22 protein-coding genes and 1 pseudogene are annotated in these 23,118 nt (G+C 67.5%); 14 read left to right on the top strand and 9 right to left on the bottom strand.

From position 1 onward, the window contains the following. Positions 1-78: 78 nt before the first annotated feature. A complete protein-coding gene (locus Q9G87_RS08320; protein WP_305915735.1) occupies positions 79-882 on the bottom strand; it encodes an SDR family NAD(P)-dependent oxidoreductase in 804 nt (267 codons plus the stop codon). A 73-nt stretch (positions 883-955) separates the two neighbouring features. Here Q9G87_RS08320 and Q9G87_RS08325 point away from each other — a divergent pair, with 73 nt between their 5' ends. Beyond that, a complete protein-coding gene (locus Q9G87_RS08325) occupies positions 956-1,543 on the top strand; it encodes a TetR/AcrR family transcriptional regulator (protein WP_305915624.1) in 588 nt (195 codons plus the stop codon). A gap of 185 nt (positions 1,544-1,728) precedes the next feature. On the opposite strand, the gene Q9G87_RS08330 is transcribed toward Q9G87_RS08325, so the two are convergent. Continuing rightward, positions 1,729-4,506: a TIM barrel protein gene (locus Q9G87_RS08330; RefSeq protein WP_305915625.1), complete on the bottom strand. Its 2,778-nt coding sequence runs from the start codon at positions 4,504-4,506 to the stop codon at positions 1,729-1,731. A 226-nt stretch (positions 4,507-4,732) separates the two neighbouring features. Here Q9G87_RS08330 and Q9G87_RS08335 point away from each other — a divergent pair, with 226 nt between their 5' ends. The 3 genes from Q9G87_RS08335 to Q9G87_RS08345 all read left to right on the top strand — a co-directional run bounded on the left by Q9G87_RS08335 (position 4,733) and on the right by Q9G87_RS08345 (position 8,364). Next, complete coding sequence (locus tag Q9G87_RS08335; protein WP_305915626.1) at positions 4,733-6,190, top strand: alpha/beta hydrolase domain-containing protein; 1,458 nt, start codon at positions 4,733-4,735, stop codon at positions 6,188-6,190. A gap of 338 nt (positions 6,191-6,528) precedes the next feature. Next, positions 6,529-7,953, top strand: a complete 1,425-nt coding sequence (gene rox, locus Q9G87_RS08340) for a rifampin monooxygenase (RefSeq protein WP_305915736.1) — start codon at positions 6,529-6,531, stop codon at positions 7,951-7,953. 81 nt (positions 7,954-8,034) lie between these two features. Next, positions 8,035-8,364 (top strand): hypothetical protein, encoded by a 330-nt coding sequence (locus tag Q9G87_RS08345; protein ID WP_305915627.1) that lies wholly within the window; start codon positions 8,035-8,037, stop codon positions 8,362-8,364. Here Q9G87_RS08345 and Q9G87_RS08350 read toward each other — a convergent pair. Continuing rightward, the gene (locus Q9G87_RS08350) at positions 8,361-9,020 is read right to left on the bottom strand and encodes a response regulator (protein ID WP_305915628.1); all 660 of its coding nucleotides are present in this window, start codon (positions 9,018-9,020) and stop codon (positions 8,361-8,363) included. The two genes, Q9G87_RS08345 and Q9G87_RS08350, sit on opposite strands and share 4 nt — an antisense overlap. Then, the gene (locus Q9G87_RS08355; protein ID WP_305915629.1) at positions 9,017-10,168 is read right to left on the bottom strand and encodes a sensor histidine kinase; all 1,152 of its coding nucleotides are present in this window, start codon (positions 10,166-10,168) and stop codon (positions 9,017-9,019) included. The genes Q9G87_RS08350 and Q9G87_RS08355 overlap by 4 nt, the downstream gene beginning before the upstream one ends. A gap of 183 nt (positions 10,169-10,351) precedes the next feature. Between Q9G87_RS08355 and Q9G87_RS08360 the strand changes: the two genes are divergently transcribed. Further along, positions 10,352-11,044, top strand: coding sequence for a hypothetical protein (locus tag Q9G87_RS08360; RefSeq protein WP_305915630.1), 693 nt, complete (start codon positions 10,352-10,354; stop codon positions 11,042-11,044). A 322-nt stretch (positions 11,045-11,366) separates the two neighbouring features. Here Q9G87_RS08360 and Q9G87_RS08365 read toward each other — a convergent pair whose 3' ends face one another. From Q9G87_RS08365 to Q9G87_RS08375, 3 genes are read right to left on the bottom strand one after another with little or no spacing between them, the layout of a single operon-like run. After that, positions 11,367-11,846, bottom strand: a complete 480-nt coding sequence (locus Q9G87_RS08365) for a hypothetical protein (protein ID WP_305915631.1) — start codon at positions 11,844-11,846, stop codon at positions 11,367-11,369. Beyond that, positions 11,824-12,144 carry a hypothetical protein gene (locus tag Q9G87_RS08370; RefSeq protein ID WP_305915632.1) on the bottom strand — a complete coding sequence of 107 codons (321 nt, stop codon included), beginning with the start codon at positions 12,142-12,144 and terminating at the stop codon, positions 11,824-11,826. Before Q9G87_RS08370 ends, Q9G87_RS08365 begins: the two co-directional genes overlap by 23 nt. Next, positions 12,119-12,571, bottom strand: a complete 453-nt coding sequence (locus Q9G87_RS08375; RefSeq protein WP_305915633.1) for a hypothetical protein — start codon at positions 12,569-12,571, stop codon at positions 12,119-12,121. The genes Q9G87_RS08370 and Q9G87_RS08375 overlap by 26 nt, the downstream gene beginning before the upstream one ends. A gap of 161 nt (positions 12,572-12,732) precedes the next feature. Here Q9G87_RS08375 and Q9G87_RS08380 point away from each other — a divergent pair, with 161 nt between their 5' ends. After that, the gene (locus Q9G87_RS08380) at positions 12,733-13,314 is read left to right on the top strand and encodes a hypothetical protein (RefSeq protein WP_305915634.1); all 582 of its coding nucleotides are present in this window, start codon (positions 12,733-12,735) and stop codon (positions 13,312-13,314) included. 209 nt (positions 13,315-13,523) lie between these two features. On the opposite strand, the gene Q9G87_RS08385 is transcribed toward Q9G87_RS08380, so the two are convergent. Further along, positions 13,524-13,952, bottom strand: coding sequence for a plasmid pRiA4b ORF-3 family protein (locus Q9G87_RS08385; RefSeq protein ID WP_371825753.1), 429 nt, complete (start codon positions 13,950-13,952; stop codon positions 13,524-13,526). 121 nt (positions 13,953-14,073) lie between these two features. Then, on the bottom strand, positions 14,074-16,278 hold the full coding sequence (locus Q9G87_RS08390) for a LuxR C-terminal-related transcriptional regulator (protein ID WP_305915738.1): 2,205 nt from the start codon (positions 16,276-16,278) through the stop codon (positions 14,074-14,076). 88 nt (positions 16,279-16,366) lie between these two features. Between Q9G87_RS08390 and Q9G87_RS08395 the strand changes: the two genes are divergently transcribed. The 8 genes and pseudogenes from Q9G87_RS08395 (at position 16,367) to Q9G87_RS08430 (ending at position 23,108) form a co-directional block, all read left to right on the top strand. Beyond that, positions 16,367-16,588, top strand: coding sequence for a hypothetical protein (locus Q9G87_RS08395; RefSeq protein WP_305915635.1), 222 nt, complete (start codon positions 16,367-16,369; stop codon positions 16,586-16,588). 135 nt (positions 16,589-16,723) lie between these two features. Continuing rightward, complete coding sequence (locus tag Q9G87_RS08400; protein ID WP_305915636.1) at positions 16,724-17,689, top strand: NAD(P)-dependent alcohol dehydrogenase; 966 nt, start codon at positions 16,724-16,726, stop codon at positions 17,687-17,689. A 238-nt stretch (positions 17,690-17,927) separates the two neighbouring features. Next, positions 17,928-18,095 (top strand): annotated as a pseudogene (locus tag Q9G87_RS60605) (hypothetical protein); the annotation flags it as partial. 253 nt (positions 18,096-18,348) lie between these two features. Continuing rightward, positions 18,349-18,483, top strand: a complete 135-nt coding sequence (locus Q9G87_RS08410; protein ID WP_305915638.1) for a hypothetical protein — start codon at positions 18,349-18,351, stop codon at positions 18,481-18,483. 148 nt (positions 18,484-18,631) lie between these two features. Then, positions 18,632-18,778, top strand: a complete 147-nt coding sequence (locus Q9G87_RS08415) for a hypothetical protein (protein WP_305915639.1) — start codon at positions 18,632-18,634, stop codon at positions 18,776-18,778. 77 nt (positions 18,779-18,855) lie between these two features. Next, the gene (locus tag Q9G87_RS60610; protein ID WP_371825748.1) at positions 18,856-19,698 is read left to right on the top strand and encodes a helix-turn-helix domain-containing protein; all 843 of its coding nucleotides are present in this window, start codon (positions 18,856-18,858) and stop codon (positions 19,696-19,698) included. A 98-nt stretch (positions 19,699-19,796) separates the two neighbouring features. Then, a complete protein-coding gene (locus tag Q9G87_RS08425) occupies positions 19,797-21,155 on the top strand; it encodes an FAD-binding protein (protein WP_305915641.1) in 1,359 nt (452 codons plus the stop codon). A gap of 162 nt (positions 21,156-21,317) precedes the next feature. Then, a complete protein-coding gene (locus Q9G87_RS08430) occupies positions 21,318-23,108 on the top strand; it encodes an AMP-dependent synthetase/ligase (protein WP_305915642.1) in 1,791 nt (596 codons plus the stop codon). The last annotated feature ends 10 nt before the right edge of the window (positions 23,109-23,118 follow it).

Raw genomic sequence — 23,118 nt, forward strand, 5'->3', positions numbered from 1 at the left:
ACTGCTCCCCCATCGGTGGTTGATGTCGGTGGTTACGGAGGCCGGAGCGGCGCCCGGCGGGCCCCGCTCGGTGTGGTGTCAGGCGTGGCTCATGGCGCGGCGCTGGATCCACCCCATCGTCCGCACGACTTGGCGCCGCGGCAGGAACTTGCTGGCGAGGGCGAGCGGGCGGCCGTTGGTGATCATCGACGGCGGGGCGGAACGACGGTCGAGCGTCTCGAGAGCCATCCGGACGACATCCTGGGGGGTTGCGCGCTTGGCGCCGTAGTCGGCCGCCTGGCTGCCGGCTGCGTCGAAGAACTCGGTCTGCATCGCACCGGGACACACGGCGAGGACGCGCAGACCGGTGCCCCGGGTCTCCTCCCACAGCGATTCCGTGAAGCTGAGGACGAAGGCCTTGGTCGCGCCGTAGACACTCAGGTAAGGGGTCGGCTGGAAGCCCAGCAGGCTCGCGACGTTGATCAGGATGCCGGTGCCGGCGGAGGTCAGCGGCTCGATATAGGCGCGGCTGAGGTCGACGAGGGCGCCGACGTTCAGCGCGATCATGTCCTGGAGGCGCTCCGGATCCTCGTCCGGGAAGGCGTTGTGGGTGCCGAAGCCCGCATTGTTGACCAGTCCCGTGGCGTGGATGCCGCGGGATTCGAGTTCGGCGCGGAGCGTGCGGCCGGCATCGGGCAGGCCGAGGTCGCGGGCAACGACGGTCACCGTGACGCCGTGGGCGCGGGTGAGTTCGCCGGCCAGCCTCTCGAGCCGGTCCGCCCGGCGGGCGACGAGCACGAGATCCGAGCCGCGGCGGGCCAGCTGGCGTGCGAACTCCTCGCCGAGACCGGAGCTGGCGCCGGTGACGATGGTGGTCTGGTTGCTGTAGTCGATTTTGCTCATGCCATTCACTCTACGCACGACTATGCACTGGGTGCAAGTACCTGCATGGCATGAATGTCTATACCATGGGTGCATGGCCCAGAAGTCGACACCCATCCGTGAGCAGACCCGCGCCGTGGTCCGCTCGCTGCTCGCCCGCACCGCTCTCGAGCTGTTCGCCGCCAAGGGCTACGACGACACGACGGTCGAGGAGGTCGCCGCCGCGGCGGGCGTCTCCCGGCGGACCCTGTTCAACTACTTCCGCAACAAGGAGGACCTCGCGCTCAGCGGCCTGTCCGAACAGGGCGAACTGATCGCCGCACGATTCGCCGAGCGTCCGGCCGATGAGGATCCCTGGGCGTCGCTGCGCGCGGCGTTCCACGTGATCGAGGAGATCGAGACCACCCCCGAGCACCGGCTCGAGATGACGACGCTCCTGTTCGGGAACGAGTCCCTGCGCGCCGGACACGCCGAGAAGCAGGCCCGCTGGCAAGATCTGCTCGCACCGCTGATCGAGCCGCGATTGCCCGACTCCGACCATCGCGCCCTCCAGGCACGCGCGATCGCGGCCGCGGCGATCACCTGCCTCCAGGCAGCGTCGCAGGAGTGGGTGCACGCGGGCGGACAGGTCGACCTTCTCGGCCTCTACGACACTGCCGTGCGGGCCATCCGCCGCACCTGAAATCCGCGTGTGATCACACGTCCACGCAGGAGGAGATCGGCCGATGGTTGCCAGTGACCTTGTTCTCATCGCCGGAGCCGGAGCCAGTGGCGCGGGTCGCACGGTCCTCGGCCGGCTGCGCGCTCAGGACGTGCCGGTGCGCGCGATGGTCCGCCGCGGTCGAGGCTCGGCGGCCGCGGCTCGATCTATGCCGCCTCAGTGGGGCCTGCTCGCAGGCCGACCGCATCGAGGTGGCGACGCGCTGCGGTGATCGCGAGGCGGGCGTGCTCCTTAGCGCCCACCTGCGCCACGAGTGTGGCTCGCGGGATCTCCAGAGCGTACGGGATCCCGGGCGGCAGGGCGCCAAGGATGCCGTGCACGTCGATGCCACCCTCGCCGGGGAACAGGCGCTCGAAGCGAGCGGCGTAGATGATTTCCTCCTGCGTGGCCGGCGCCTCGGCTGGTGCATCGCAGACGTGGGCGAAGCGGAACCACTCGCGTGGCAGGTCTCGGAGCTCGGCCACACTGGAGCCGGAGCGCGCGAAGTGAATCAGATCGACGAGGATTCCCGCGTTGGGCTGGCCGGTGTCCCGCAGGACGCGCACGGCTTCGGTGAGGTTGGGCGTCTGGGTCCACGACGGGAACTCAAGATCGATGGTGAGGCCGAGAGGCCTGGCCATCTCGCACAACCGCGCGAACCGGTCGGTTTTGCGAGCGAAGTCCGGATCCGGGAGCTGGGTAATGACATGGCGGGCCCCCAGCTCGGCTCCAGCCTCCAGGAAGCGCAGGAAGTCCGCGGGGTCGTCATCGGGCGCGATCCGGGCGAGCTCGATGTCGAGCACCTCGATTCCCGTGGCCGCGAGACGCACTTTGGTCGCCCGCATCAGAGCGGGGTCGGTGGCGAGGGGGTGGTGCGGCTCGTACGGCGTGACCCGCGTCATGCGCAGGCCCACGTATCGATAGCCCGCGTCAGCAGCGGCGCTCACCAACTCGGGCGGAGACAGGCTCAGCGCCGTCAAATGCGCCAATGAGTAGTCGTGCAGACGGTCGCCGCTGACAAGCGCGGACGACTCCCTCAGCGTGGTCAGCCGGCGCCTCCGGTGCGCGGCCATGCGCACCGCCGCGCTATTCGCGGCGCCATAGCCGGAGTATTCGCCGATCCTCTGCACCACTTCGAAGAAGATCCGCGCGCCGAGCATCTCGGTGTAGTAATGAAGGTATTCGCCGTCTTGATCTCGGTCATAAAGGATGGAGTGCTGCCGCATTGCCCCGAGGAGGTGCTGCGGCAGCGCCAGACGGGCGTCGAGATCATCGTAGTAGTTGTCGGGAATCCTCAGCAGCGGTGCGCCGAGCGCCCGCATCGCCCTCGCGCTGGCGATCGCGTCGTCGGTGGCGAAGGCGATGTGCTGAGGGCTCGGCACCGCCGGCGACCAGTCGCCCCGTCGCAGCGGCGCAGTGTTGAGGCTGATCCGGACGTGATGCTCCGGATCGGTCGCGGCCCGGCTGTGGATCAGCCCGAACGGCGCGGGCAGCGTGGTGGTCTGCGTGGCTTGGAGGCCGAGCACCGAACGATAGAACAGCGCGGCCTGGTCGAAGTCATCGACTGACTCGGTGAGCGAGACGTGATCCGTTCCGGTCAGCAGGCCGTCGCTGCGAGCCTCGCGGCCGGTGGGAGCGAAATCGTTGAGCCAGTTGTCGTGCCCGCCTGTACGGCAGAAGAAGACGGCCGTTCCGTCGGGTGCCGCCACGGAGTTGAGGTCGGCCTCCTCCACCTGCCGGGCGCGCGGTAACACGGGCGCCAGCAGCCGCTCGGCCCGCCGGGCCGAGCCGACCGGGTCAGCGCTCTCCACGGCCAGCGCGCAGATGGCCGCAGTGCCTGCCGGTACCGTCCTTTGCGATGCGAAGTTCAGCAGAACCTGGGCCTTGCCCTGCGACCACAGCTGCACCGGCTTGGAGCGATGCTGGCCAGTATGGGTGAACCCCAGCGCGGCGAGCCCCCGCGCCACGATCGGGCCGGAGATCTCGTCCACGGCCAGCTCGGTGAACACGTGACCGTCGAGCTGCGGAGCCGGCGGCAGGTTGGTCAGCTGAATGCGCTCACGGACCGCCACCGAGCCGAGCGTGCCGACTGTCTCCTCCAGCGACAGCAGTGAGCGCATCGCGTCGACGGCGACATGCCGGGGATCTGCCTGCCGGCAGACGTCGTTGAACACCTCGATCGAAAGTGGGCCGTCGTACCCGGTGGCCAGGACGTGGCCAAGGAAGTCAGTCAAATCGAAAGCGCCTTGCCCGGGAAACAACCGGTGGTGCTCACTCCACTCCAGTATGTCCATGTTCAGCCGCGGCGCGTCGGCAAGTTGCAGGTGAAACACCTTCGAACCCGGCACGGCTCGAATCTTGGAGGGGTCGTCGCCGCGGGAGAACACGTGGAAGCTGTCGAGGCACAAACCGAGTGCGGGATGGCCGGCGCGCCGAACGATCCGCCAGGCGTGTTCGACGGTGTTCACGAACCGGCCCCAAGCAAGGCCCTCGTAGGCGATGCGCAGGCCGCGCCGCGCGGCCCGGCCGGCCAGCGTGTGGAGTTGCTCCGCGGCGAGGTCGTCGTCGTCGACAGCGTTCATGGATGTCGTCGAGCAGACCGCCATCATGTTCGCGCCGAGTTGTTCCAGCACATCGAACTTCCGCTCCGCCCGACGGAGATTGGCCTCGAATGTCTCGGGAGGTACTGCCTCGAGGTCATGGAACGGCTGATAGAGGTGGATTGACAGGCCCAGCTCAGCGCATTCCTGCCGAATCCGGCTCGGCGACCAGCTCGACACGATGAGGTCGCCTTCATAGATCTCGATCCCGTCGAAGCCCGCCGCGGAGGCGGCCGCGAGCTTGTCCTCCAGGGTGCCGGAGAGGCAGACCGTCGCGAGCGCCAGAGGAGGACTCGCAGAGCGGCGGCTGACAGGACTTGCCATGCCATGATCGGCGGTGAGCATAGGCGTCTCACCTTCTTCGCGGCGATTAACGTACGAACTAGATACTTACTTATATGCCTTGTCGGCCATCGGCGAAAGAGGCAATCCGGGCCACTCCGTGGTCCGCTACGTGGATTCGGTGATCTGACAGGTAGAACCTGACTGTTGACTGCCCGGCAGGCACGGATCTATCGTGCAGCCCATTAAGCGGATCTATTAGTCCATCAGGCAGACCAAGGGCCGCCCCATGTCTCGACAGTCCCGCAGCATCACCCTCGCGTGCACGTTCATGCTCGTCTCGACGGCGCTGTCAGTACCCGCCACGGCGCACACAGCGACTCCGCCGAGGACACCCGTGCCCTCGCTGACCGGGCCCCTCCAGTCCACCGGCGATTCGCATCCGTTCAACGTCTCCACCGTGTCACTGGACGCATACGGCTACGTCGAGGAGGAATTCCTCGTGAGCGGGCGGGCCAATGTCTACGATTACGACGCCGCAGGCAAGGTCACGGTGGTGCGCACGGCCGTGCCGTACACGAACCGCATCATCGTGCGGCGGCCGGCCGATCGCAGAGCGTTCAGCGGGACGGTCGTCGCCGACATCATGAACATGACCAACGGTTGGGACCTCGACCGCATGTGGCTGACGTCCCACGATGAGTACCTGCGACGGGGGGACGCCTACGTGGGGATCACCAGCGCACCCAACGCGGTCGCGTCGTTGAAGAAGTTCGACCCGTCCCGATACGGCTCGCTGTCCTGGCCCGACCAACGTGGCTGCACCGGACGGGCGCTCAACTCCGCCGCCGACTCCGAGGGCGGGCTGGTGTGGGACATCCTCAGCCAGACAGGCGCGGCGCTGAAGAGCCACGGGCGCGACAACCCGCTGCGCGGCTTGAAGGTCGACAAGGTCTACGCGACCGGATATTCCCAGTCGGGTGCCTACCTGACCCGCTACATCAACGCGGTGCATCCACTCGCGCGCGTCTACGACGGCTTTCTCGTCGCGGCCTCCGCGAGCGGTGTCAAGCCGCTCAACAAGTGCGGACCCACACCCGCCGACCATGACCTCATCCGGCCCACCGCCGAGCCGGTCATCAAGATGCAGACACAGACCGATTTCTTCATGGACCGGGGCGCCTCGCGCCGCGACGACTCCGACCAGCCCGACGACAAGTACCGCCTGTACGAGGTGCCCGGCTCGGCTCACGCCTACGCCTACACCTCCGGTTTCGCCCCGTCTCCTGAAGACCTGGCCAGGATTGGCGCCACCTACAACTACTTCAAGTGCGACGGCATCGGCACCACCTTCCCGATGCACTACCTGTACAACGCCGCCCACATGAATCTGGACCGCTGGGCCCGCAACCGAGCCACACCACCACGCGCACCGCGCATCCAGGTGGACGCCGGCGGCCAGACCGTTCTCGACGAGCACGGGAACGCGGTGGGCGGCGTCCGCACACCATGGGTGGACGCGCCCACCGCCACCTATCATCCGGCGAGCACCGGCCCGAACTGCTTCCTGTTCGGTCATATGACCCCGTTCACCCCGAGCAAGCTGCAGCAGCTCTATACCGACCATGGTGTCTACGCGCGCGCTGTGGCCGGCCAGGTGTACAAGCTGGTCAAAGAAGGATGGCTGACGCGGGAGGACGGGGCGGCGTCCGTCAACGAGGCCGCAGGCGCGAGCGTGCCCAGGTAGGCCCGTTTGGAGTCGTGATCACGTGGCCGGAAAAGGATTGGACGGGATGATGCTCGGGCTTGTAGCTTGCAGTTGATCGTGACACCGCCCGAGGAGGTGAGACCCATGAACGCAGTATCGATGTGGGTGCTCTCCCTTCCCGTCACGGTCGGGCGATTGACGTAGGTGTCGCCGGGAGCGCCTCGCCACCAAGGCACTCCCGAAAGGCAACACCTATGCACTCTCAGCAGGCCACCGCCGAGCCGTCGTCGAACGACAGGGTCGAGCGTGACTCCACGGTGGGCGACGTCCCCGGAGTTCTCTGGTCGCCGGCCTCCGGCGCCGATCGCGCGCCCCTCATCTTCGATGTGATCATTGCCGGGTGCGGGCCGACCGGTGCGATGCTGGCCGCCGAACTGCGGCTGCACAATGTGCGGGTCCTCATTCTGGAGAAGGAAACCGAGCCCGCGTCGTTCGTCCGCATCGTCGGTCTGCATATTCGCAGTCTGGAGCTGATGGCGATGCGCGGACTGCTGGATCGCATTCTCCAGCATGGAAGACAGCGTCCGGCCGGCGGTTTCTTCGCCGCCATCCCCAAACCCGCGCCCAAGGGCCTGGATTCCGCGTACGCCTATCTCCTGGGCATCCCGCAGCCGGTCATCGTTCATTTGCTCGAAGAACATGCGATCGAACTGGGTGCGCAGGTCCGGCGCGGTTGCGCGGTCGCCGGTTTCGCGCACGACGACGAGGGTGTGACCGTCGAGCTGGCCGACGGGGAACAGCTGCGTTCGCGCTATCTCGTCGGCTGTGACGGCGGGCGCAGTACGGTGCGCAAATTGCTCGGCGTCGGCTTCCCCGGCGAGCCCTCACGGACCGAGACGCTGATGGGCGAGATGGAAGTAGGCGTGCCGCAGAAGGAGATCGCCGCCAAGATGACCGAATTCCGCGAGACCCATCAGCGATTCTGGCTGCGGCCCTTCGGCGAAAGGGTCTATAGCGTCGTAGTCCCCGCCGCGGGAGTCAGCGACCGCGCGGAACCGCCCACCCTCGAGGATTTCAAACAACAGTTGCGCACCATCGCCGGAACCGATTTCGGCGTGCACTCCCCGCGCTGGTTGTCCCGCTTCGGGGATGCCACCCGGCTGGCCGAACGGTATCGGGTCGGGCGGGTGCTGCTGGCCGGCGATGCGGCACACATCCATCCACCCCTCGGCGGACAGGGCCTCAACCTGGGCGTTCAGGACGCCTTCAACCTCGGCTGGAAACTGGCCGCACAGATCCGCGGCTGGGCGCCGGAAACACTGCTGGACACCTACCAGGCCGAACGTCATCCGGTCGCCGAGAACGTGCTGGACAACACCCGCGCCCAGATGGAACTGTCGTCCACCGAACCAGGCCCGCAGGCCGTGCGCAGGCTGCTCACCGAACTGATGGACTTCGACGAGGTCAACCGCTACCTGATCGAGAAGATCACCGCGATCGACATCCGCTACGACTTCGGCGAAGGCCCCGACCTGCTGGGCCGCCGCCTGCGCGACATCGACGTGAAACAGGGCCACCTCTACGCTCTGCTGCATCGCGGCCGCGGCCTGCTGCTGGACCGCACCGAACGCCTGACCGTCGGCGGCTGGTCAGACCGAGTCGATTACCTCGCGGATCCCACTGCGGTTCTGGATGTTCCGTGCGTCCTGCTACGCCCCGACGGCCACGTCGCCTGGATCGGCGACGATCAGCAGGACCTGGACGACCACCTCTCCCGCTGGTTCGGCAAGCCCGCCAAATGATTTCGCCTGAGCAGTGGTCATCCCGCATATACGTGGCGAGAGTCCAATGCTCCTCGCGGGCCTGTCCGGCCACGCCGCCCGTTGAGCAGCCCGGGTGGTGGAGCCCGGGTCACCACGATCCACCCGCCGTTCGCGTCCGGGCGCGGGTCCGAGGCCAGCCAGATCGACAACCGGGGCCGGATCGTCGGCCGCTACATCGATCCCAAGCTGCGCAGCACCCTGCTCACCCAGGGTGCGGCATCCACCGCAGCGTCCAGCGCATGCTTGACTGAGTCGGACTCTACCGAGGCTGTCGACGGCTACGGCCGGTTCCTGATGATCACCATGGCGAGTCCGCCCCCCGCGCTGGTCACCTCGAACCACCTGATCGTGTACGCCGAGGCTCGGCTGGGCGGCGGCGTCACGGGTTAGCTGCCGGCCCGGACGAGGCCATGCTCGTAGGCGTACACGACGGCTTGCACCCGGTCGCGGAGGCCGAGCTTGGTGAGCATGCGGGCGACGTGGGTCTTGACGGTGGCTTCGCTGACGTACAGTCGGGCGGCGATCTCAGCGTTGGACAGACCTCGTGCGACCAGGTGCAGGACCTCCAGCTCACGTACGGTCAAGGTGGCGACCTGGGGCGGTGCCGGGAGTGGTACGGGGGCGCGCGCGAACTCCTCGATCACCCGCCGCGTGACGGCCGGGTCGAGCAGCCCGGCGCCGGAGGCGACGATGCGGATGGCGTGGATGAGGTCTTCGGGAGCCGCGTTTTTGAGCAGGAATCCGCTGGCCCCGGCGCGGAGCGCCTCGTAGACGTAGGAGTCGATGTCGAAAGTGGTCAGGACGATGACGCGGGTCGGGGGCGGAGTGTCGGCATACAGCCGGGCGGTGGCCTGGATGCCGTCCAGCTTGGGCATGCGGATGTCCATGAGCGTCACATCCGGGCGCAGCCGTCGCGCCTGGGTCACCGCTGCGGGCCCGTCGTCGGCCTCGCCCACCACCTCGATGTCCGGCTCAGCGGAGATGACCAGGCGCAGTCCGGCTCGTATCATCTGCTGGTCATCGGCCAAGAGCACGCGGATCGTCATGCGGCCGGTCCCTCCATGGGGAGTGTGGCGGTGACGCGGTAGCCGTGTCCCGGTTGCGGCCCGGCCTGCAACGTGCCGCCGTAGAGCGCCACACGTTCCCGCATGCCGACGAGTCCGTGCCCGCCTGTGGGTGGCGCCCGGCCGGCTCGCGGTGCTCTGCCGTCGTCGACGACGTCGAGGTGGAGCGTCTGGTCGTCATAGCGGATGACGCAGTCGATCCGGGTGGCGTCGGCGTGCTTGACGACGTTGGTGATGGCCTCCTGCAGGATCCGGTACGCCGACAGGTCGATGCCGGGTGGCAGTGGTCGCGGGGTGCCCTGGATCTGCAGTTCGGCGTTCAGCCCTCCGGCTTTGATCGGGTCGAGCAGGTCGCCGGCGTCGGCCAGCCGGGGCAAAGCGGTGTGTGGCGCGGCCTGTCCGGGCTGGCGAAGCAGGCCGAGCAGCCGGTGGAGCTCGGTCAGCGCCTGACGCCCGTTACGTTCGGCGGCCAGCAGCGCCTCCCGCTCGGCCTGCTGCTCTGGGCGCAGCAGTCTGCGGATCCCGCCGATGTGCAGCGCCATCGCGGCCATGCTGTTGGCTACCACATCGTGGAGTTCGCGCGCGATGCGGGCCCGCTCCAGGTCCACCGCGACCGTGGCCTGCCAGGCGGCTTCCCGCTCGGCCTGCGCGGCCCGCTGTTCGGACAGCTGGGTACGCAGCTGCCGGATGCTCACCGCATGGCCGGCCAGCCAGACCCCACTGACGAGCACCCCCGCATACAGCAGGTCGGCGGGCGAGGGGCCCTTCTCGATCAGCACAGCCACCCAGACCAGGCCCACCGACGCCGGCAGCACCACCATGGGACGCCATGCGTGGTAGGCCGCCGAGCAGACCGCCACGACCAGGGCGAAGAACATCGCGAAGCCGGCGTTGGAATCCACACCGAGGGCGGCTTGGGCGATCGCGCCGGTCAACACGATCACCAGCACCGCCATCGGCGCTCGCCTCCGCCACGCCAGAGGCAGACCCATGACCAGCCCGGCGACGGCCACCAACGGCCGGGGGCCTCCTACGACGACGCCGGACCACACCTCCACCTGGGCCAGGCCCGCGATGCCCAGCGCCACCAGCGCATCACGCCGGTCCAGCGATTCGGAGAGCCTGGCCATGAGTTGACGATAGACCGCTGCCGACCTGCCGCGAGTCAGTCCTGAGAGCGAGCATTTCCGGCTCTCCCGTCGTCCGTTGGATTGACACCTTTCGAGCCGAGGTGCCGACGACCGCCGTAGTCGCCTGGCAGGACAGTAAGGCGTGGCCGCCATCGGGGCGGTCACGACGATGGGAGGGACGTCATGTCCGTTTTCTCCGATGCCCGCCGTCCTCGCCGGATCACCGCAGGGCTCGGCCTGCTCGGGTTCGCTGCGCTGCTGGTGATCCAGGACCCGCTCGATCCGACCGGCGCAGCCGGATTCTACGACGCCTCCATCCGCCACCCGGGCCTGCTGACCGCCTCGGCGCTGATGCTGCTGGCATCGGCGGTGCTCACCGTGCCGGCCATCGGCGCCGTCATCCATCAGGCTCGCGACCGCGGCTCACTGCTGGCCCATCTCGGCGGGCTGTTCACCCTCCTGGGCGCGCTGGGCCACATGGGGCTCGCCACGGTCTACCTCGTCATGCGATCGCTGGCCGGCGGCGATCCAGGACAGATGCGCGCCTTTGAGGACAGACTCAACTCCGATGCGGCGCTGATGATCTTCGTCGTCCTGCTGACCAGCTTCGGCATCGGCATCGCGCTGCTGTCCTGGGCGGCGTGGCGAGCGGGCCTGATCGGCTGGTGGGCCCCGGCAATGATCACCGCCGTCGCGATCGCGCACAACGCGTTGCCCGATGACCCGCCGATGCCGGTCCAACTCGCTGCGCTGGGCGTGATCGCCGTGGTGTTCGGCCGACTCGGTGTCCGCACGCTCAGGTTGTCCGACACCGACTGGGACCACACCAGCGCGTCCGCACCAGAACCGTTCTCCACGGCAGCCACCAGTGATTGACCCCTTTCTGGCACGGTCCGCATGCCATTGATAGGTGACGAAGGAGAACATCATGTTCCAGTGGCTCAAAGCTGCAGAGCAACTTCGCGCAGTTCCAGGTTGACGAGCGGCTCAAGCCGCTCGTCGGCGCTGGACCACGCCGGCGTGAGCTCGTCGCAACTCCCAGCCACTGATAGCGGCCGTCGTGTCGACCCTCTGTGAATCAACGGATCGCGATACACCGACCAGCGGCTCATGGCAGGGCGAGGGGACCCTGCCGTTTGAGCTCGCGACAGTGTCCCCCGACCGTCTGCGCCTCGAAACGCACCCCGTGATGGAGAACTCAGCCGAACCCGGCAGCCGTCCGGGGCCGGAACGCCCGGGCACGGAGCGCGGCCAGCGCCGCGGTCCGCCCGGCATCGGTGAGCCGGTCGCCGACCTCGTCCAGACTCCGCTGACGGCGAAGCAGCCCCAGCAGATCCAGACGGCGGTGGACCGCCCCGATGAGCCAGCCGACGTCCTCACCGGTGATCGGCTGGCCTGTGGACGGAGAATGCCAGCCCTCCCCGGCCATCGCCTCGGCCATCGCCGCGCACCGTTCCCGATATCCGACCCTGCCGGTCAGATGGAGCATCAGTGTGATCTCCACAGCGACGCCTTCGGCCTGATCGGCAGGGATCAACGCGCTCGTCACCGCTGTCCACAGCGTCGAGCTATCGGCCGCGGCGAGCTTCTTCCCCGCCGGGGTGAGCAGCAGGCTGCGCTTGCTACGCCGTACCGCGCTCAGCTCACGGGCCAGCTCACGCAGCGTCCACGCCTCCACGATGTCGGACTCCGAACGTGGCCGCCCGGTCAAGGTGAGCCAGCCGCTCCGCGGCCCCCTCAGGCACCCCCGGCACGGTCTCCAGCTGCGGCATGACCGCCTCAGCGAGCCGTTTGCGTGCCGGACCACGCGACATGGCCCACGTCTCCAGCCGCTCGCCGTGAATCGTCTCCAGCCAGCTCGCCCCACCCGGTACGGCATGCGGCACCGTGAGGAACTCGCGGGTGACCTGCTCGGCAACGGCCCGCCAGCCCCGCGTCCCGGGAACCAGCTCATCCGCGGCGATCGTCGCCTCCAACTGCGCGGCCGCCAACTGGAATGCGTCGTTCTCGTGCAGGCCCATCACCTTCCCCCCAGACGAGCACGCCCCCGACATCGGGCGGCTCCACCACGGACGCACTCATCGCCTTGTTCAGCGCCGTGAACCCGGACTGGCGGCTCTGGTGCCAGGCCGAGATGACCTGCGTGGTGGTGTCGGACGCGCAGACGGCCGCATAGCGCGGCAACCCCAGATGGTGGAAGAGCGCGCCGAGCGCCGCGGCGATCTGCAGATGTTCGGCCAGATCGGTCCACCATTTCGTGGGCAGCTGATACCACAACCAGTACTGCAGGCCGTACAGAGTGACGCTGTCGAGCCCTGCGCCGAAGGTCAGCGAGCCGAACGCGGACCGGGCCGCTTCGGCCTCGCCCTTGTCCCGGCGCGCCAGCACGGCAAGCGCCTCCATGGCCTCAGGGTCCAAACGCTGGCACGCGCGCCAGGTCCCCGCCTCATGCCCCGCGACTTCCCCCTCGGTGACATCGGCCCGCCGCCACGCTGCGGGACGGAACAGTCGTGGTCGGCCGTCCGAGCAGTTCCCGAGAGGCTGGCCGCGCTACGGTCTGAGCCATGCCCGAGCAGACCCCCACGCTCTTTGATCTGCCCGCCCCGGAGAGGCCTCCCGTGACCGGGTCTCATGACCCCGGCCGCTCCGGTCAGCGTTGGCGACGGACTATCACCGCGCAGGTGGTCGTCCGCAATCTCGCTGTGCTCCGCGATAAGGCGCTGGACGATTTCGACAGCGGCGCCTTCATCGAGATCGGCGACACCGATGATGAGGACCTCTCCGACACTCGGGAGGTGATCGCATCGACCGCAGAAGGAGCACTCGATTGGTTGATCGATCCGACAGCGGGGCTATGGCCGCTGATGGAGAGCGGCGCGATCCGCCTTGAGGCAGCCGAGCACGCGGTCGGACAGGTAGCCGATCGGGAGTTCCAGATCTCTTGGTCGGTCCAGGTCCAGGTGGGCGACCTCGCCGCAGTGCGAACGATCGCCGTGCACAACGCCCCCGACGCCGCGGACGAGATCAGTGGCAGCTTGGCGGCGGCGTGGAACAACGCGGCCGCCCCCGCGGCCCCGCTTACCGGCATCCCGGCGATCACCTGGACCATCACCAGCATCACCATCGAGCGGGTGACACGCCGGTGAGCCATTCCCCGAGCTCGGCGCGCAGGCGCCCTGGCATGTCGTCCAGATGCTGCTCACGTCCGCCACAAGCCGGAAGCGTCCCGACATCGCCCGAGACCTCCTGAATTCGGTGATCGAGCACACGGGCGACGAACGCGTGCGGACCCGCGCGCAAGAAGTGTTGCAGGGCCTACCGGAAGGCTGAGCCGGGCATCTGGGTCAGTGCCTCGTCACTCGTCATCGCCCTCACCTGCCAGAGTCCGTCTTGCCAGCGCCCGATTGATGGCATCCCGGTCGAAGGGCACCGGCTCTTCGGGGTACTCCGGGCTGTAGTCCTCGATCGGGTTGTCGCCGCGGCCATCACCGAGATCGTAGGTGTACCGCAGCACCGATCGCGGTGCGGGCAGCACCTGGTTCAACCCGCATACCTCTTCATCCCGGCACTCCTCCAACGGCCGGAAGGGGTCACTGAAGCGGCGCTTGCCGACCCTGAACACATGTAGGTGGTGATCCGACCAGCCGAACAGCCTCCGGATGATCTGGTGCAGATCACCCAGCGAGTAGTTCTCCGGAATCAGGACCCGTCGCCACACCCCGGCAACTGAGATCTTCAGCTGGTAGCCGGGAATCGCCGGTGCCGTCCGTGGCAGGACGGCCAGGAGCCGGCCCGCTTCTGGGTGCCTGCTGCCCCCGACTTATTCATGGAGGTCGCCGCCCATCATGTCCAGCAGGACATACCCTCACTTCAGCCAACCAGATCAAGATTGAGAAAGATCGAGGCTAGAGAAGGTGCAGGTCGCGTGCGGCCTGGATTGCGGCTTTGCGGTCGCCGACACCGAGTTTGCGGTAGATCGAGCGGCAATGTGTCTTCACGGTGTTGAGCGTCACATACAGCTCCGACGCGATGTCGCGTTGCGACATATTCGCGGGCAAGTACCGCAGGACGGCCATCTCCCGCTCCGTCAGTTGCTCAACGAGCACGGCGACTCGGCTGCCCCTCCCCTCAGCGATGCCGTGGCGAGATTCGGTGCGAGTCAAGTATCGACCTGCAACGCCAGGGTCAGGGCACCGGGCGAAGACGGACCGGGCTTCTGCAAGGAGCGGCTCTCCGGCGGAATCACCCAAGCCGACAAGCGTGTCGCCGCAGGCCGTCAGGACGAAACCAAGCGCCAGATCGGTGGACGCCCGTCTGGCCAAGTTCAGAGCGTGCAACGCGTCCGCGTGAGCGCGAGCAGGGTCGGCGCCGGTTCGCGCTCGAATCGCATACGCAGGTGCGACTCCGTGGTAGGCGGCCAGCCCGAGCTTTTGTGCAGTATCCACTGCTTCGGACGCAGCGGTCCGAGCGCTCGCTACGGAGCCGTCATCGAACTCCACAATGGCCTGGTACACGAGGGCCAAGACGTGTGCTGTTCGGAACCGTTCGGCAGCGGCTTTCTCTGCCGCGAACCGGAGGGCCCGCCTGGCTTCGTCGGCCAGCCCCGCCCAAGCGTAGGCCGCACCGGTAGCGGTCGCGAGATCGCACGAGTATGCCACCAGTTGATCGGTCGCGGTCACCTGTCGAGCGGTGTCGAGCGCAGTGGCAACATCACCTCGGGCGAGCGAGATGTTCATGCGCAGGGAGATCGCCGGGGTCTGGTCGAAGCCCTCCGGCGCCACATCGAGCATGATGTCGAGCCAACCCTCCGAACGCGAATAACGACCGCCGATGTATTCGCACCAGCCATACAGCAGAGCGCACCACGTCTCGGTCTTCGCCACGTCGCCAAGTTGTTCGAGGAAACCCCGGAGAGTTTCGGTCTGGCCACCGGCGAGAAGCCGCGGTCCATGGACGAGCAGAAGTTGGGCCGCTTTGTGGACGTCACCGCCGGCAAGCCTATGGACGATTGCTTGGCCATGGTCGCCCTGGGATTCAAACCACGCCGCGGCGCGTGCATGGAGGTCGGGTATCCGCTCCGGAAACGCCTGGTGCGCTTCGAGCCGAAGCAGATCGCGAAGGAGGTGGTGGTAGCGAAACCAGGTGCGGGTGCGGTCGAGACCGATCAGGAGTTGGTTCACGCTTGCGGTGTCGCTCAACCACTTCGCACCGCCGGCTGTGCCGGTGACGGAATCGACAAGGGCGCCACTGAGCTGGTCGAGGATCGATGTCTCCAGGAGGCGTTGGCGATCGTCCACATCGACCGCGGCGAGGAACTCGTCATGGAGATACTCGACAACGAGTTGATCGTCGCCTCGGAACGCTTCGATGAATTCGCTGGGGTCGGTAGCCCGTTCAAGAGAGAGACCCGCGAGCACGAGTCCGGCAGCCCAGCCTTCGGTGCGGCCACAGAGCTGATCGACAAGAGCTCGGTCAAGCGATTGCGCCGCAGAACCGAGCAGACCGGAGGCCTCGTCGGTATCGAAGCGTAAATCGGCACCTCGAATCTCCGCGATCTGATTGCGTACTCGTAGCCGACCGAGCCGGAAGGGCGGATCGATCCGGGTGGAGAGCACGATGGTGACCTGGTGCGGGCAGAGATCGATGAGGCGTTCCATGCCCCGCTGCACGCTAGGGTTGTCGATCAGGTGGTAGTCGTCGATGACGACAATGAGCGGGCCGGCGACTTCGGCGAGCTCGTTCACAAGAGCGGTTACAACGACGAGGTCGTCGCCATTCGAACCGGCCACGACCCACTTCAAGTCGCTTGCGGCGATCGGGTGAGCTTGCCCGATGGCTTCGACCAGGTAGGACCAGAACCGGGCCGGATCCGAATCGCTCTCCTCTGCCTGCAGCCACGCAACAGCTTCGGGCCGGCCGGCCAACCACGACGCCAGCAGGGTTGACTTGCCTGAGCCGGCCGGAGCGCTCACCAAGACCAAGCGGGCTTGATGGCTGTCGATGCCGGAGGCGAGGATGTCGTCGAGCCGGGACCGGCGAACAAGCTGACCGGGCACCACGGGTGGACGCAGCTTGGTAGCCGCCAGGCTCATCCCCCACATCGCGGTCACCTTCAAGAACCTACAGCCCGGATCTCACCCGGGTGAGATGGCGAGCCGTGTGAGGCCGCGTCATACCCCTCGTCGTGATGATCGAGCCATGTCCCAGCCAACCACCTACGAGATCGTGATCCGAGGCCGAGTCAGCGCTCGGCTCCTGCGGCCGCTCCTCGACGACTTCACCATCGACCATGCAAACAACGGCGTCACCCGCCTGGTCGGCGACATCAGTGACGCCTCTCACCTGCACGGAGTCTTGGCCCATCTGACGTCGGTCAACATCGAAGTGATCTCCATCGCGCCCCTCGACAGCGCCCCGTAGAGCAAACGGGCGCAGATGGCCAGGACGGCACCCGCGAAGAACACCATTAGACGAAGGGAAGCGGTCATGGGATCTCAACAGCAAAACGCTGCGACAAGCGGCGCCGGCAACAGTAGGGCGACGGCGGGAAGCACGATGCAGGCGATCGTGCAGGAAACCTACGGCTCGGCCGACGTCTTGCGCCTCGCGCGGATCACCCGACCGGAGGTCGCCGACAATGGGGTGCTCCTACGAGTGCACGCGGCAGGGCTCGATCGGGGCACGTGGCATCTGATGACGGGCCGGCCGTACCTGCTCCGCCTCGCCTTCGGAGTCCGCGGACCGAAGAACCCGGTGCCCGGGCGAGATGTCGCCGGCACGGTCGTCGCGGTCGGCTCGGCGGTGACCAAGTTCTCCGCCGGTGACGAGGTGTACGGGATCGGCCAAGGCTCGTTCGCCGAGTACGCCGTGGCCCGGGAGGACAAGCTGGCCCGCAAACCTGTGAACACCACCTTCGAGCAGGCCGCGGTGGTTCCGATCTCGGCGCTCACCGCCTTGCGGGGTGTGTGCGATGTCGGCGATGTCCAGCAGGGGCAGAAGGTGTTGATCACCGGTGCGTCGGGCGGCGTCGGCAGTTACGCCGTACAACTGGCCAAGGCCCTCGGGGCGGAGGTCACCGGCGTGTGCAGCACCACGAAACTCGACATGGTCCGATCCCTCGGCGCCGATCATGTCATCGACTACACCCGCGACGACTTCGCCGACGGTGCCCACCGCTACGACCTGATCGTCGACATCGCGGGGAGCCCCGCACTCTCACGGCTCCGCCGCGCGCTCACACCCACCGGGACGGCCGTGCTCGTCGGCGGCGAGGAGGGCGGCAACGTGACGGGACTCGACCGGCAGATGCGCGCCCTGGTCCTGTCGCCGTTCGTGCGCCAGCGGCTCACCGGTTTCATCCCCAGGGAGCGCTCCAGCGACATCGAGCGGCTCACTCACCTCATCGAGGAGGGCAAGGTGACGCCGAGTATCGACAGATCGTACTCGCTGGATCGAGTGCCGGAGGCCATGCGCTATCTCGTTGCCGGAAGGGTGCGAGGGAAGGTCGTCATCACTGTCTGAGCCAACCTCGCCGGTCTCCGCATACCTCGCGGTCCACGAAGTCACGATCGTCACCGGGGTCACCAAACGCCAAGAGTGAGGGCGCCAACCGAGTCATCAAACTGCTCGCCGTCGAAGGATCGTTGGGCGGGCGAATTTCTCATCAAGCAAAAAACTTAGAAAGGACAGTCCAGTTATGACAACCCGAAGGATCGCTGTCGCGGTGGGAGCCCTGTTCGTCTTCCAGATGATCTCGGCCATGATCGGCACTACGCTCACCCAGGCATTCATCAACGGTAACCCCGACAAAACGGCGCTGACAGCCGGCGTAGCGCTCATGATGTGCTCGGGCCTGGCGGTGGTAGGAATCGGCCTCCTCATGTACCAAGTCCTTAAGGGCTTCAACCAAAAGCTGGCCCTCTGGTACCCGGTAATGAGGGTTGTCGAGTTCGCGGTCTCCGCCGCCTGCGGCATCTACCTGCTGACCCAGCTGCAAGCCGTCCCCAATACGATGTTGTGGGTATACATTCCCACGGCTATCGGCGGCCTGGTGTTCACCTACCTGCTGTTCGTTTCAAGAATAGTCCCTCGGCCCATCGCGGCCCATCGCGGCCCTCGGGCTCATCGGCTACGCCCTGCTTCTGCTGGGAGTGCCGCTGGAGCTCCTCAGTGTCCTGGACATGGACATGGGGCCAGGCATGATCTTGCTGGCCCCGGGCGGGTTGTTCGAAGTCCTGGTCCTGCCCATCTGGCTCTTTGCCAAGGGCTTCAACCTGCCTCAGGCGTTTCGACAGGCGCGGGTTCGCGCGGCGTAGCCAACCGGCCCGTGTTTGCTCAGGTCCCGGCGGATTTCCCCGCCGGGGGCTTCTTTTGCGACATCGCCGGCGGCCCCGCATGAGGATCATGATCGGGGCCTCGAAGTCGTGTGAGCTGCCGCTCCCGGGATCGCCGTAGTTTCCCGATGTGGCCGCGTCGCCGAGTCCTGCCCACCTGAGACCTATCGCGCTGGACGACGGGGCGTTCGCCGGCGTCGACGACTCCCGGGCCAAGTGCCTCGGCCTGCTGGCCAGGTTCGACATGGACGTGGTGATGATCAGCGAACGTGAATGAGGCCAAGCCATATCATTGACCAGAGGTTCAAGGAGGCAAAGAGTCGAGCACTGCCTGCATTTATCGGATAAGAAGCCATGTCTACCCGGATAGTTGCAGATTTCGAGCAAGCACGGCCGCCACAGGCCGCCGGTCCGCCACATCCGGCCCTTCGCCCTCTCCTCGCTCGCGCATACTCCGGATACAGTGCGGACGCCGACCAGTCAGATCGCCTGCGACGCCCGGCGACCGCATCGGTGTCGCTGATCCTCAAAATCCAGGATTCCGCTCACCGGCCCCCCGCGTTCGTCCACGGCGCCCATGATTCGTGCGCCACGATCCAGGGCGCCTGTGCACCCTCCTACCTAGAGGTCCGACTGGCACCGATCGGCGCGTACGTCCTGCTGGGCGTGCCAGTACACGAGTTCAACGCAAGCATCGTGGACCTGAGGGATCTACTCGGCCCGGACAGCGACCGCTTGGTGGAGAGGGTACGCGCCGCGCGGGACTGGGCTCACCGCTTCCGGCTCATCGACGAACACCTCTTGCACCGGGCCGAGAACGGGCCACGGCCGGCGTCCGCCGTGGCGTGGGCGTGGCAGCGGCTGCTCGCCACCAGCGGCACTATCCCCATCAGGGCCATCGCCGCCGAGGTCGGCTGGAGCAACAAGCACCTGATCGACAAGTTTCGGCAACAGGTCGGCCTGCCGCCGAAGACGGTCGCCCGCCTGATCAGATTCAACCGGCTGCTCTCCTGCCTGGACGAGTCCCCGCTGCCGCGCTGGGAGCGCATTGCGGCGGACTGCGGCTACGCCGATCAAGCGCATCTGGTCCGCGACTTCCGAGAGTTCGCCGGGACCACACCCACCGGCTTCCTCGATGCCGCTCTCCCCGCCGATCGAGTGCACCGGGTTCAGGACGAGTTCGTACTAGACCTCTGACCGGCTCAGAGACCGCAGGTTAATTCCCTTCAAGACGCCCCCACATCGGGTCCATACCGTGGTGAAGGTACGTGCACCCGACCGACCGAGGGATGGAGATGGGAGAGAAGCCGAGACACGCCGGCATGCCGGCCGGTTTCCCGGCAGTGGCGGGCAGCCTCGATGCCGCGCCGGAGGCCCTCGCCACAGCGGCGGAGGACTTCGGGCACCTCATCAGCAGGCGGCCGTTGGCCGTTCTCCGGCCGGGATCGGCTCACGACGTGGCCGCGGCGGTGAGGTGGGCGGCCCGGCACCGGATGCCGCTGGCCGCGCGGGGACAGGGTCACTCCGTGTACGGCCGCGCGCAGGTGGAAGGCGGCCTCGTGGTTGACATGAGCAGCCTCGGCGCCGTACGCGCGGTGGAGCCCGATCGAGTGGTCGTCGACGCCGGGGCGACCTGGCAGTCCGTGCTCGACGCCACGCTCCCGCACCGGCTCACCCCACCCGTGCTCACCGACTACCTCGGCCTGTCGGTCGGCGGGACGATCTCCGCAGGCGGCATCGGCGGCATGACCTTCCGTCGGGGCTTCCAAAGCTGCAACGTCATCGAGCTCGAAGTCGTCACCGGCAGCGGGGACCTCGTCACCTGCTCGACGATGCGACACCCGGAGCTCTTTGACGCCGTGCGCGCCGGGCTCGGCCAGTTCGGCATCATCACCCGGGCCGTGTTGCCCCTCGTCCCGGCCCCGGAGCAGATCCGGCTGCACACCCTCACCTACCGGGATGCCCCTACCATGACCGCTGACCAGCGGCGTCTGCTGACCATGGACGGGATCGACTACCTCGAGGGCGCGATCCGGCCTCACTCGTCCGGCTGGCAGCACGTGATCGAGGTGGCGGTCGGGCTCCCCGGCGATGGTGGTGTTCCGGCCGGCCTGTCCGACGACCGAGCCCAGGCTGAGAGCGCCGACATGCCGTATCTCGACCTGTTCCGGAGGCTGAGCCAGTTGGAGAACCAGCTGCGTTCGACCGGCGCGTGGCGCCATCCTCATCCCTGGCTGAATTCCTTCCTCCCGGACTCGACCACGGACGCCGTAATCGTCGAACTCCTCCGCACGTTGGATCCGCTGGAGCTGGGCGAATACGGCCGTATTCTGGTCTACCCGTTCCTGCCAGCCCACGCTCGCACGCCTCTGCTGCGTCTTCCAGAGGAGGACGTCGCCTTCCTCGTCAACCTCGTACGCTTCCCGAAGAACAATCCCTCCCTGGCCAACGACCTGGTCGAAGCCAACCGCGTGGTGTACGACCGCGTCCGGGCCGCCGGCGGTCGCAGCTACCCCGTCAGCGCCGTCGCGCTCACGCAGGCCGACTGGAAAGACCACTTCGGCCCGGCGTGGCCGGCAGTCTTGGATGCGAAGGACCGCTTCGATCCGCGACACCTCCTGAGCCCCGGGCAGGAGATGTTCCCCCCTCGGTGAACCACCGTGCCGGGGCCCATCCAGCCTTCGCTTGTCATGTGTGCGCCTGCTGACCTGGGGAATCAGGCTCATTGGCTGCTTCTAGCCGCCGTACCTGCGCCGCCCGGTGCCGCAGTTCACCGACGCCACCTGGCCGGCCTTTTCCTCATAGAGAGATGAACGATGCGTGCCTATGCGGTCCCGGCCCCGATAACCGTTGCCCCTGACGCCCAGCTCGCCGACGTGGTGTTCGCCGACGACCGGGTGAACAGCGACATGGTCCTGTTCCAGCGCCGGTCGGCCGGCAGCTGGCGTCCGGTGACGGCCAGGCAGTTCGCGGCCGACGTTCGCAGCCTGGCGGCCGGCTTCCTCGCCGCCGGGATCCAGCCCGGCGATCGGGTCGCGCTGCTGGCCGCCACCAGCTACGAGTGGACGCTGGTGGACTATGCCCTGTGGACGGTGGCGGCGCTGCCGGTCCCGATCTATGAGACCTCCTCGGCCGAGCAGGTCCGCTGGGTGCTGGAGGACGCCGGCCCGGTCGCAGTGGTGGTCGAGAGCGAGACGCATCGCCGCTTGGTCGAGGACGTGGCCGAGGGCCTGTCCGGGCCGCTGCAGGTGTGGCAGATCGGCGGCGGCGGGCTGGACCGTCTCCGCGAGGGCGGGCTGGACGTGGACGACGCTCAGCTGCGTGAGCGCCGCCGGGCGGTGTCGGCCGACGACCTGGCGACGATCATCTACACCTCGGGCACCACCGGCCGCCCGAAGGGCTGCATGCTGAGTCACGGCAACCTGCTGTACGAGGCTCGCGTCGCGATCGACAGCCTGGAGCGGATCTTCGGCCAGGACGCCTCGACCCTGCTGTTCCTCCCGCTGGCGCACGTATTCGCGCGGGTGATCCAGGTGGCCTGCGTGGAGCGGGGTATGCGCCTGGCGCACAGCGCCGACACGGCCAGGCTGACCGAGGACCTGGCCGCCCTGCAACCGTCGTTCCTGCTGGCGGTGCCCAGGGTATTCGAGCGGGTCTACAACAGTGCTCAGCAGCGGGCCCATGCTGAGGGCAAGGGGAGAATCTTCGACTGGGCCGACCGGACCGCCGTGGCCTACAGCCAGGCGCTGGACGATGGGCGGCCAGGCTGGCTCTTGCGCCTGGCACACCGCCTGTCCGACCGGCTGGTGTACCGGCGGCTGCGGGCCGCGCTCGGCGGCCGGGTCGGCTACGCCATCTCCGGCGGAGCACCGCTGGGCGTACGGCTGGGCCACTTCCTCCGCGGAATCGGCATCACCGTGCTGGAAGGCTACGGGTTGACCGAGACCACTGCCGCCGCGACCGTGAACCGGCCCCACGCGCTGAAGATCGGCACGGTGGGGCCGCCCCTCCCCGGGGTCGAGATCCGGATCGCCGACGACGGCGAGATCCTGATCAAGGGCCCGATCCTGTTCCAGGGCTACTGGCGCAACGAGCAGGCGACCAGGGAGAGCAAGACCGCCGATGGCTGGCTGCGCACCGGCGACGTCGGCGCCCTGGACGAGAACGGGTTCCTGACGATCTCGGGCCGCAAGAAGGAGATCATCGTCACCGCCGGCGGCAAGAACCTCGCCCCGGAGCCGCTCGAGGACCGCCTGCGCACCCACCCGCTCATCAGCCAGGCGGTGGTCGTCGGCGACCGGCGGCCGTACACCGCCGCGCTGATCGCCCTGGACGCCGAGGCGCTGGCGTCATGGAAGCGGGCCGTCGGCAGGCCCGAGCAGGCCGGCCCGGCCGAGCTTCGCGACGATCCGGATCTGCTGGCCAGGCTGCAGACGGCCGTGGACGAGGCCAACACGGCGGTGAGCCGGGCCGAGTCGATCCGCAGGTTCCGGATCCTTGCGGTCGACCTGACCGAGCAGAACGGATATCTGACCCCGACCCTGAAGGTCAAGCGTGCCTTGGTCCACAAGGACTTCGCGGCCGACATCGAGGAGCTGTACCGCTGAGCGCCAGACG

It is taken from the genome of Nonomuraea turcica, assembly GCF_030718205.1.
Taxonomy (GTDB): domain Bacteria; phylum Actinomycetota; class Actinomycetes; order Streptosporangiales; family Streptosporangiaceae; genus Nonomuraea.

Coding starts and splice junctions, on each gene's coding strand:
- Q9G87_RS08425 (WP_305915641.1), top strand. CDS start 19,797: ATGGGAGAGAAGCCGAGACACGCCGGCATGCCGGCCGGTTTCCCGGCA.
- Q9G87_RS08325 (WP_305915624.1), top strand. CDS start 956: ATGGCCCAGAAGTCGACACCCATCCGTGAGCAGACCCGCGCCGTGGTC.
- Q9G87_RS08320 (WP_305915735.1), bottom strand. CDS start 882: ATGAGCAAAATCGACTACAGCAACCAGACCACCATCGTCACCGGCGCC.
- Q9G87_RS08375 (WP_305915633.1), bottom strand. CDS start 12,571: ATGGAGGCGCTTGCCGTGCTGGCGCGCCGGGACAAGGGCGAGGCCGAA.
- Q9G87_RS08360 (WP_305915630.1), top strand. CDS start 10,352: ATGTCCGTTTTCTCCGATGCCCGCCGTCCTCGCCGGATCACCGCAGGG.
- Q9G87_RS08330 (WP_305915625.1), bottom strand. CDS start 4,506: ATGCTCACCGCCGATCATGGCATGGCAAGTCCTGTCAGCCGCCGCTCT.
- Q9G87_RS08430 (WP_305915642.1), top strand. CDS start 21,318: ATGCGTGCCTATGCGGTCCCGGCCCCGATAACCGTTGCCCCTGACGCC.
- Q9G87_RS08395 (WP_305915635.1), top strand. CDS start 16,367: ATGTCCCAGCCAACCACCTACGAGATCGTGATCCGAGGCCGAGTCAGC.
- Q9G87_RS08355 (WP_305915629.1), bottom strand. CDS start 10,168: ATGGCCAGGCTCTCCGAATCGCTGGACCGGCGTGATGCGCTGGTGGCG.
- Q9G87_RS08400 (WP_305915636.1), top strand. CDS start 16,724: ATGCAGGCGATCGTGCAGGAAACCTACGGCTCGGCCGACGTCTTGCGC.
- Q9G87_RS60610 (WP_371825748.1), top strand. CDS start 18,856: ATGTCTACCCGGATAGTTGCAGATTTCGAGCAAGCACGGCCGCCACAG.
- Q9G87_RS08380 (WP_305915634.1), top strand. CDS start 12,733: ATGCCCGAGCAGACCCCCACGCTCTTTGATCTGCCCGCCCCGGAGAGG.
- Q9G87_RS08350 (WP_305915628.1), bottom strand. CDS start 9,020: ATGACGATCCGCGTGCTCTTGGCCGATGACCAGCAGATGATACGAGCC.
- Q9G87_RS08335 (WP_305915626.1), top strand. CDS start 4,733: ATGTCTCGACAGTCCCGCAGCATCACCCTCGCGTGCACGTTCATGCTC.
- Q9G87_RS08410 (WP_305915638.1), top strand. CDS start 18,349: ATGGACATGGGGCCAGGCATGATCTTGCTGGCCCCGGGCGGGTTGTTC.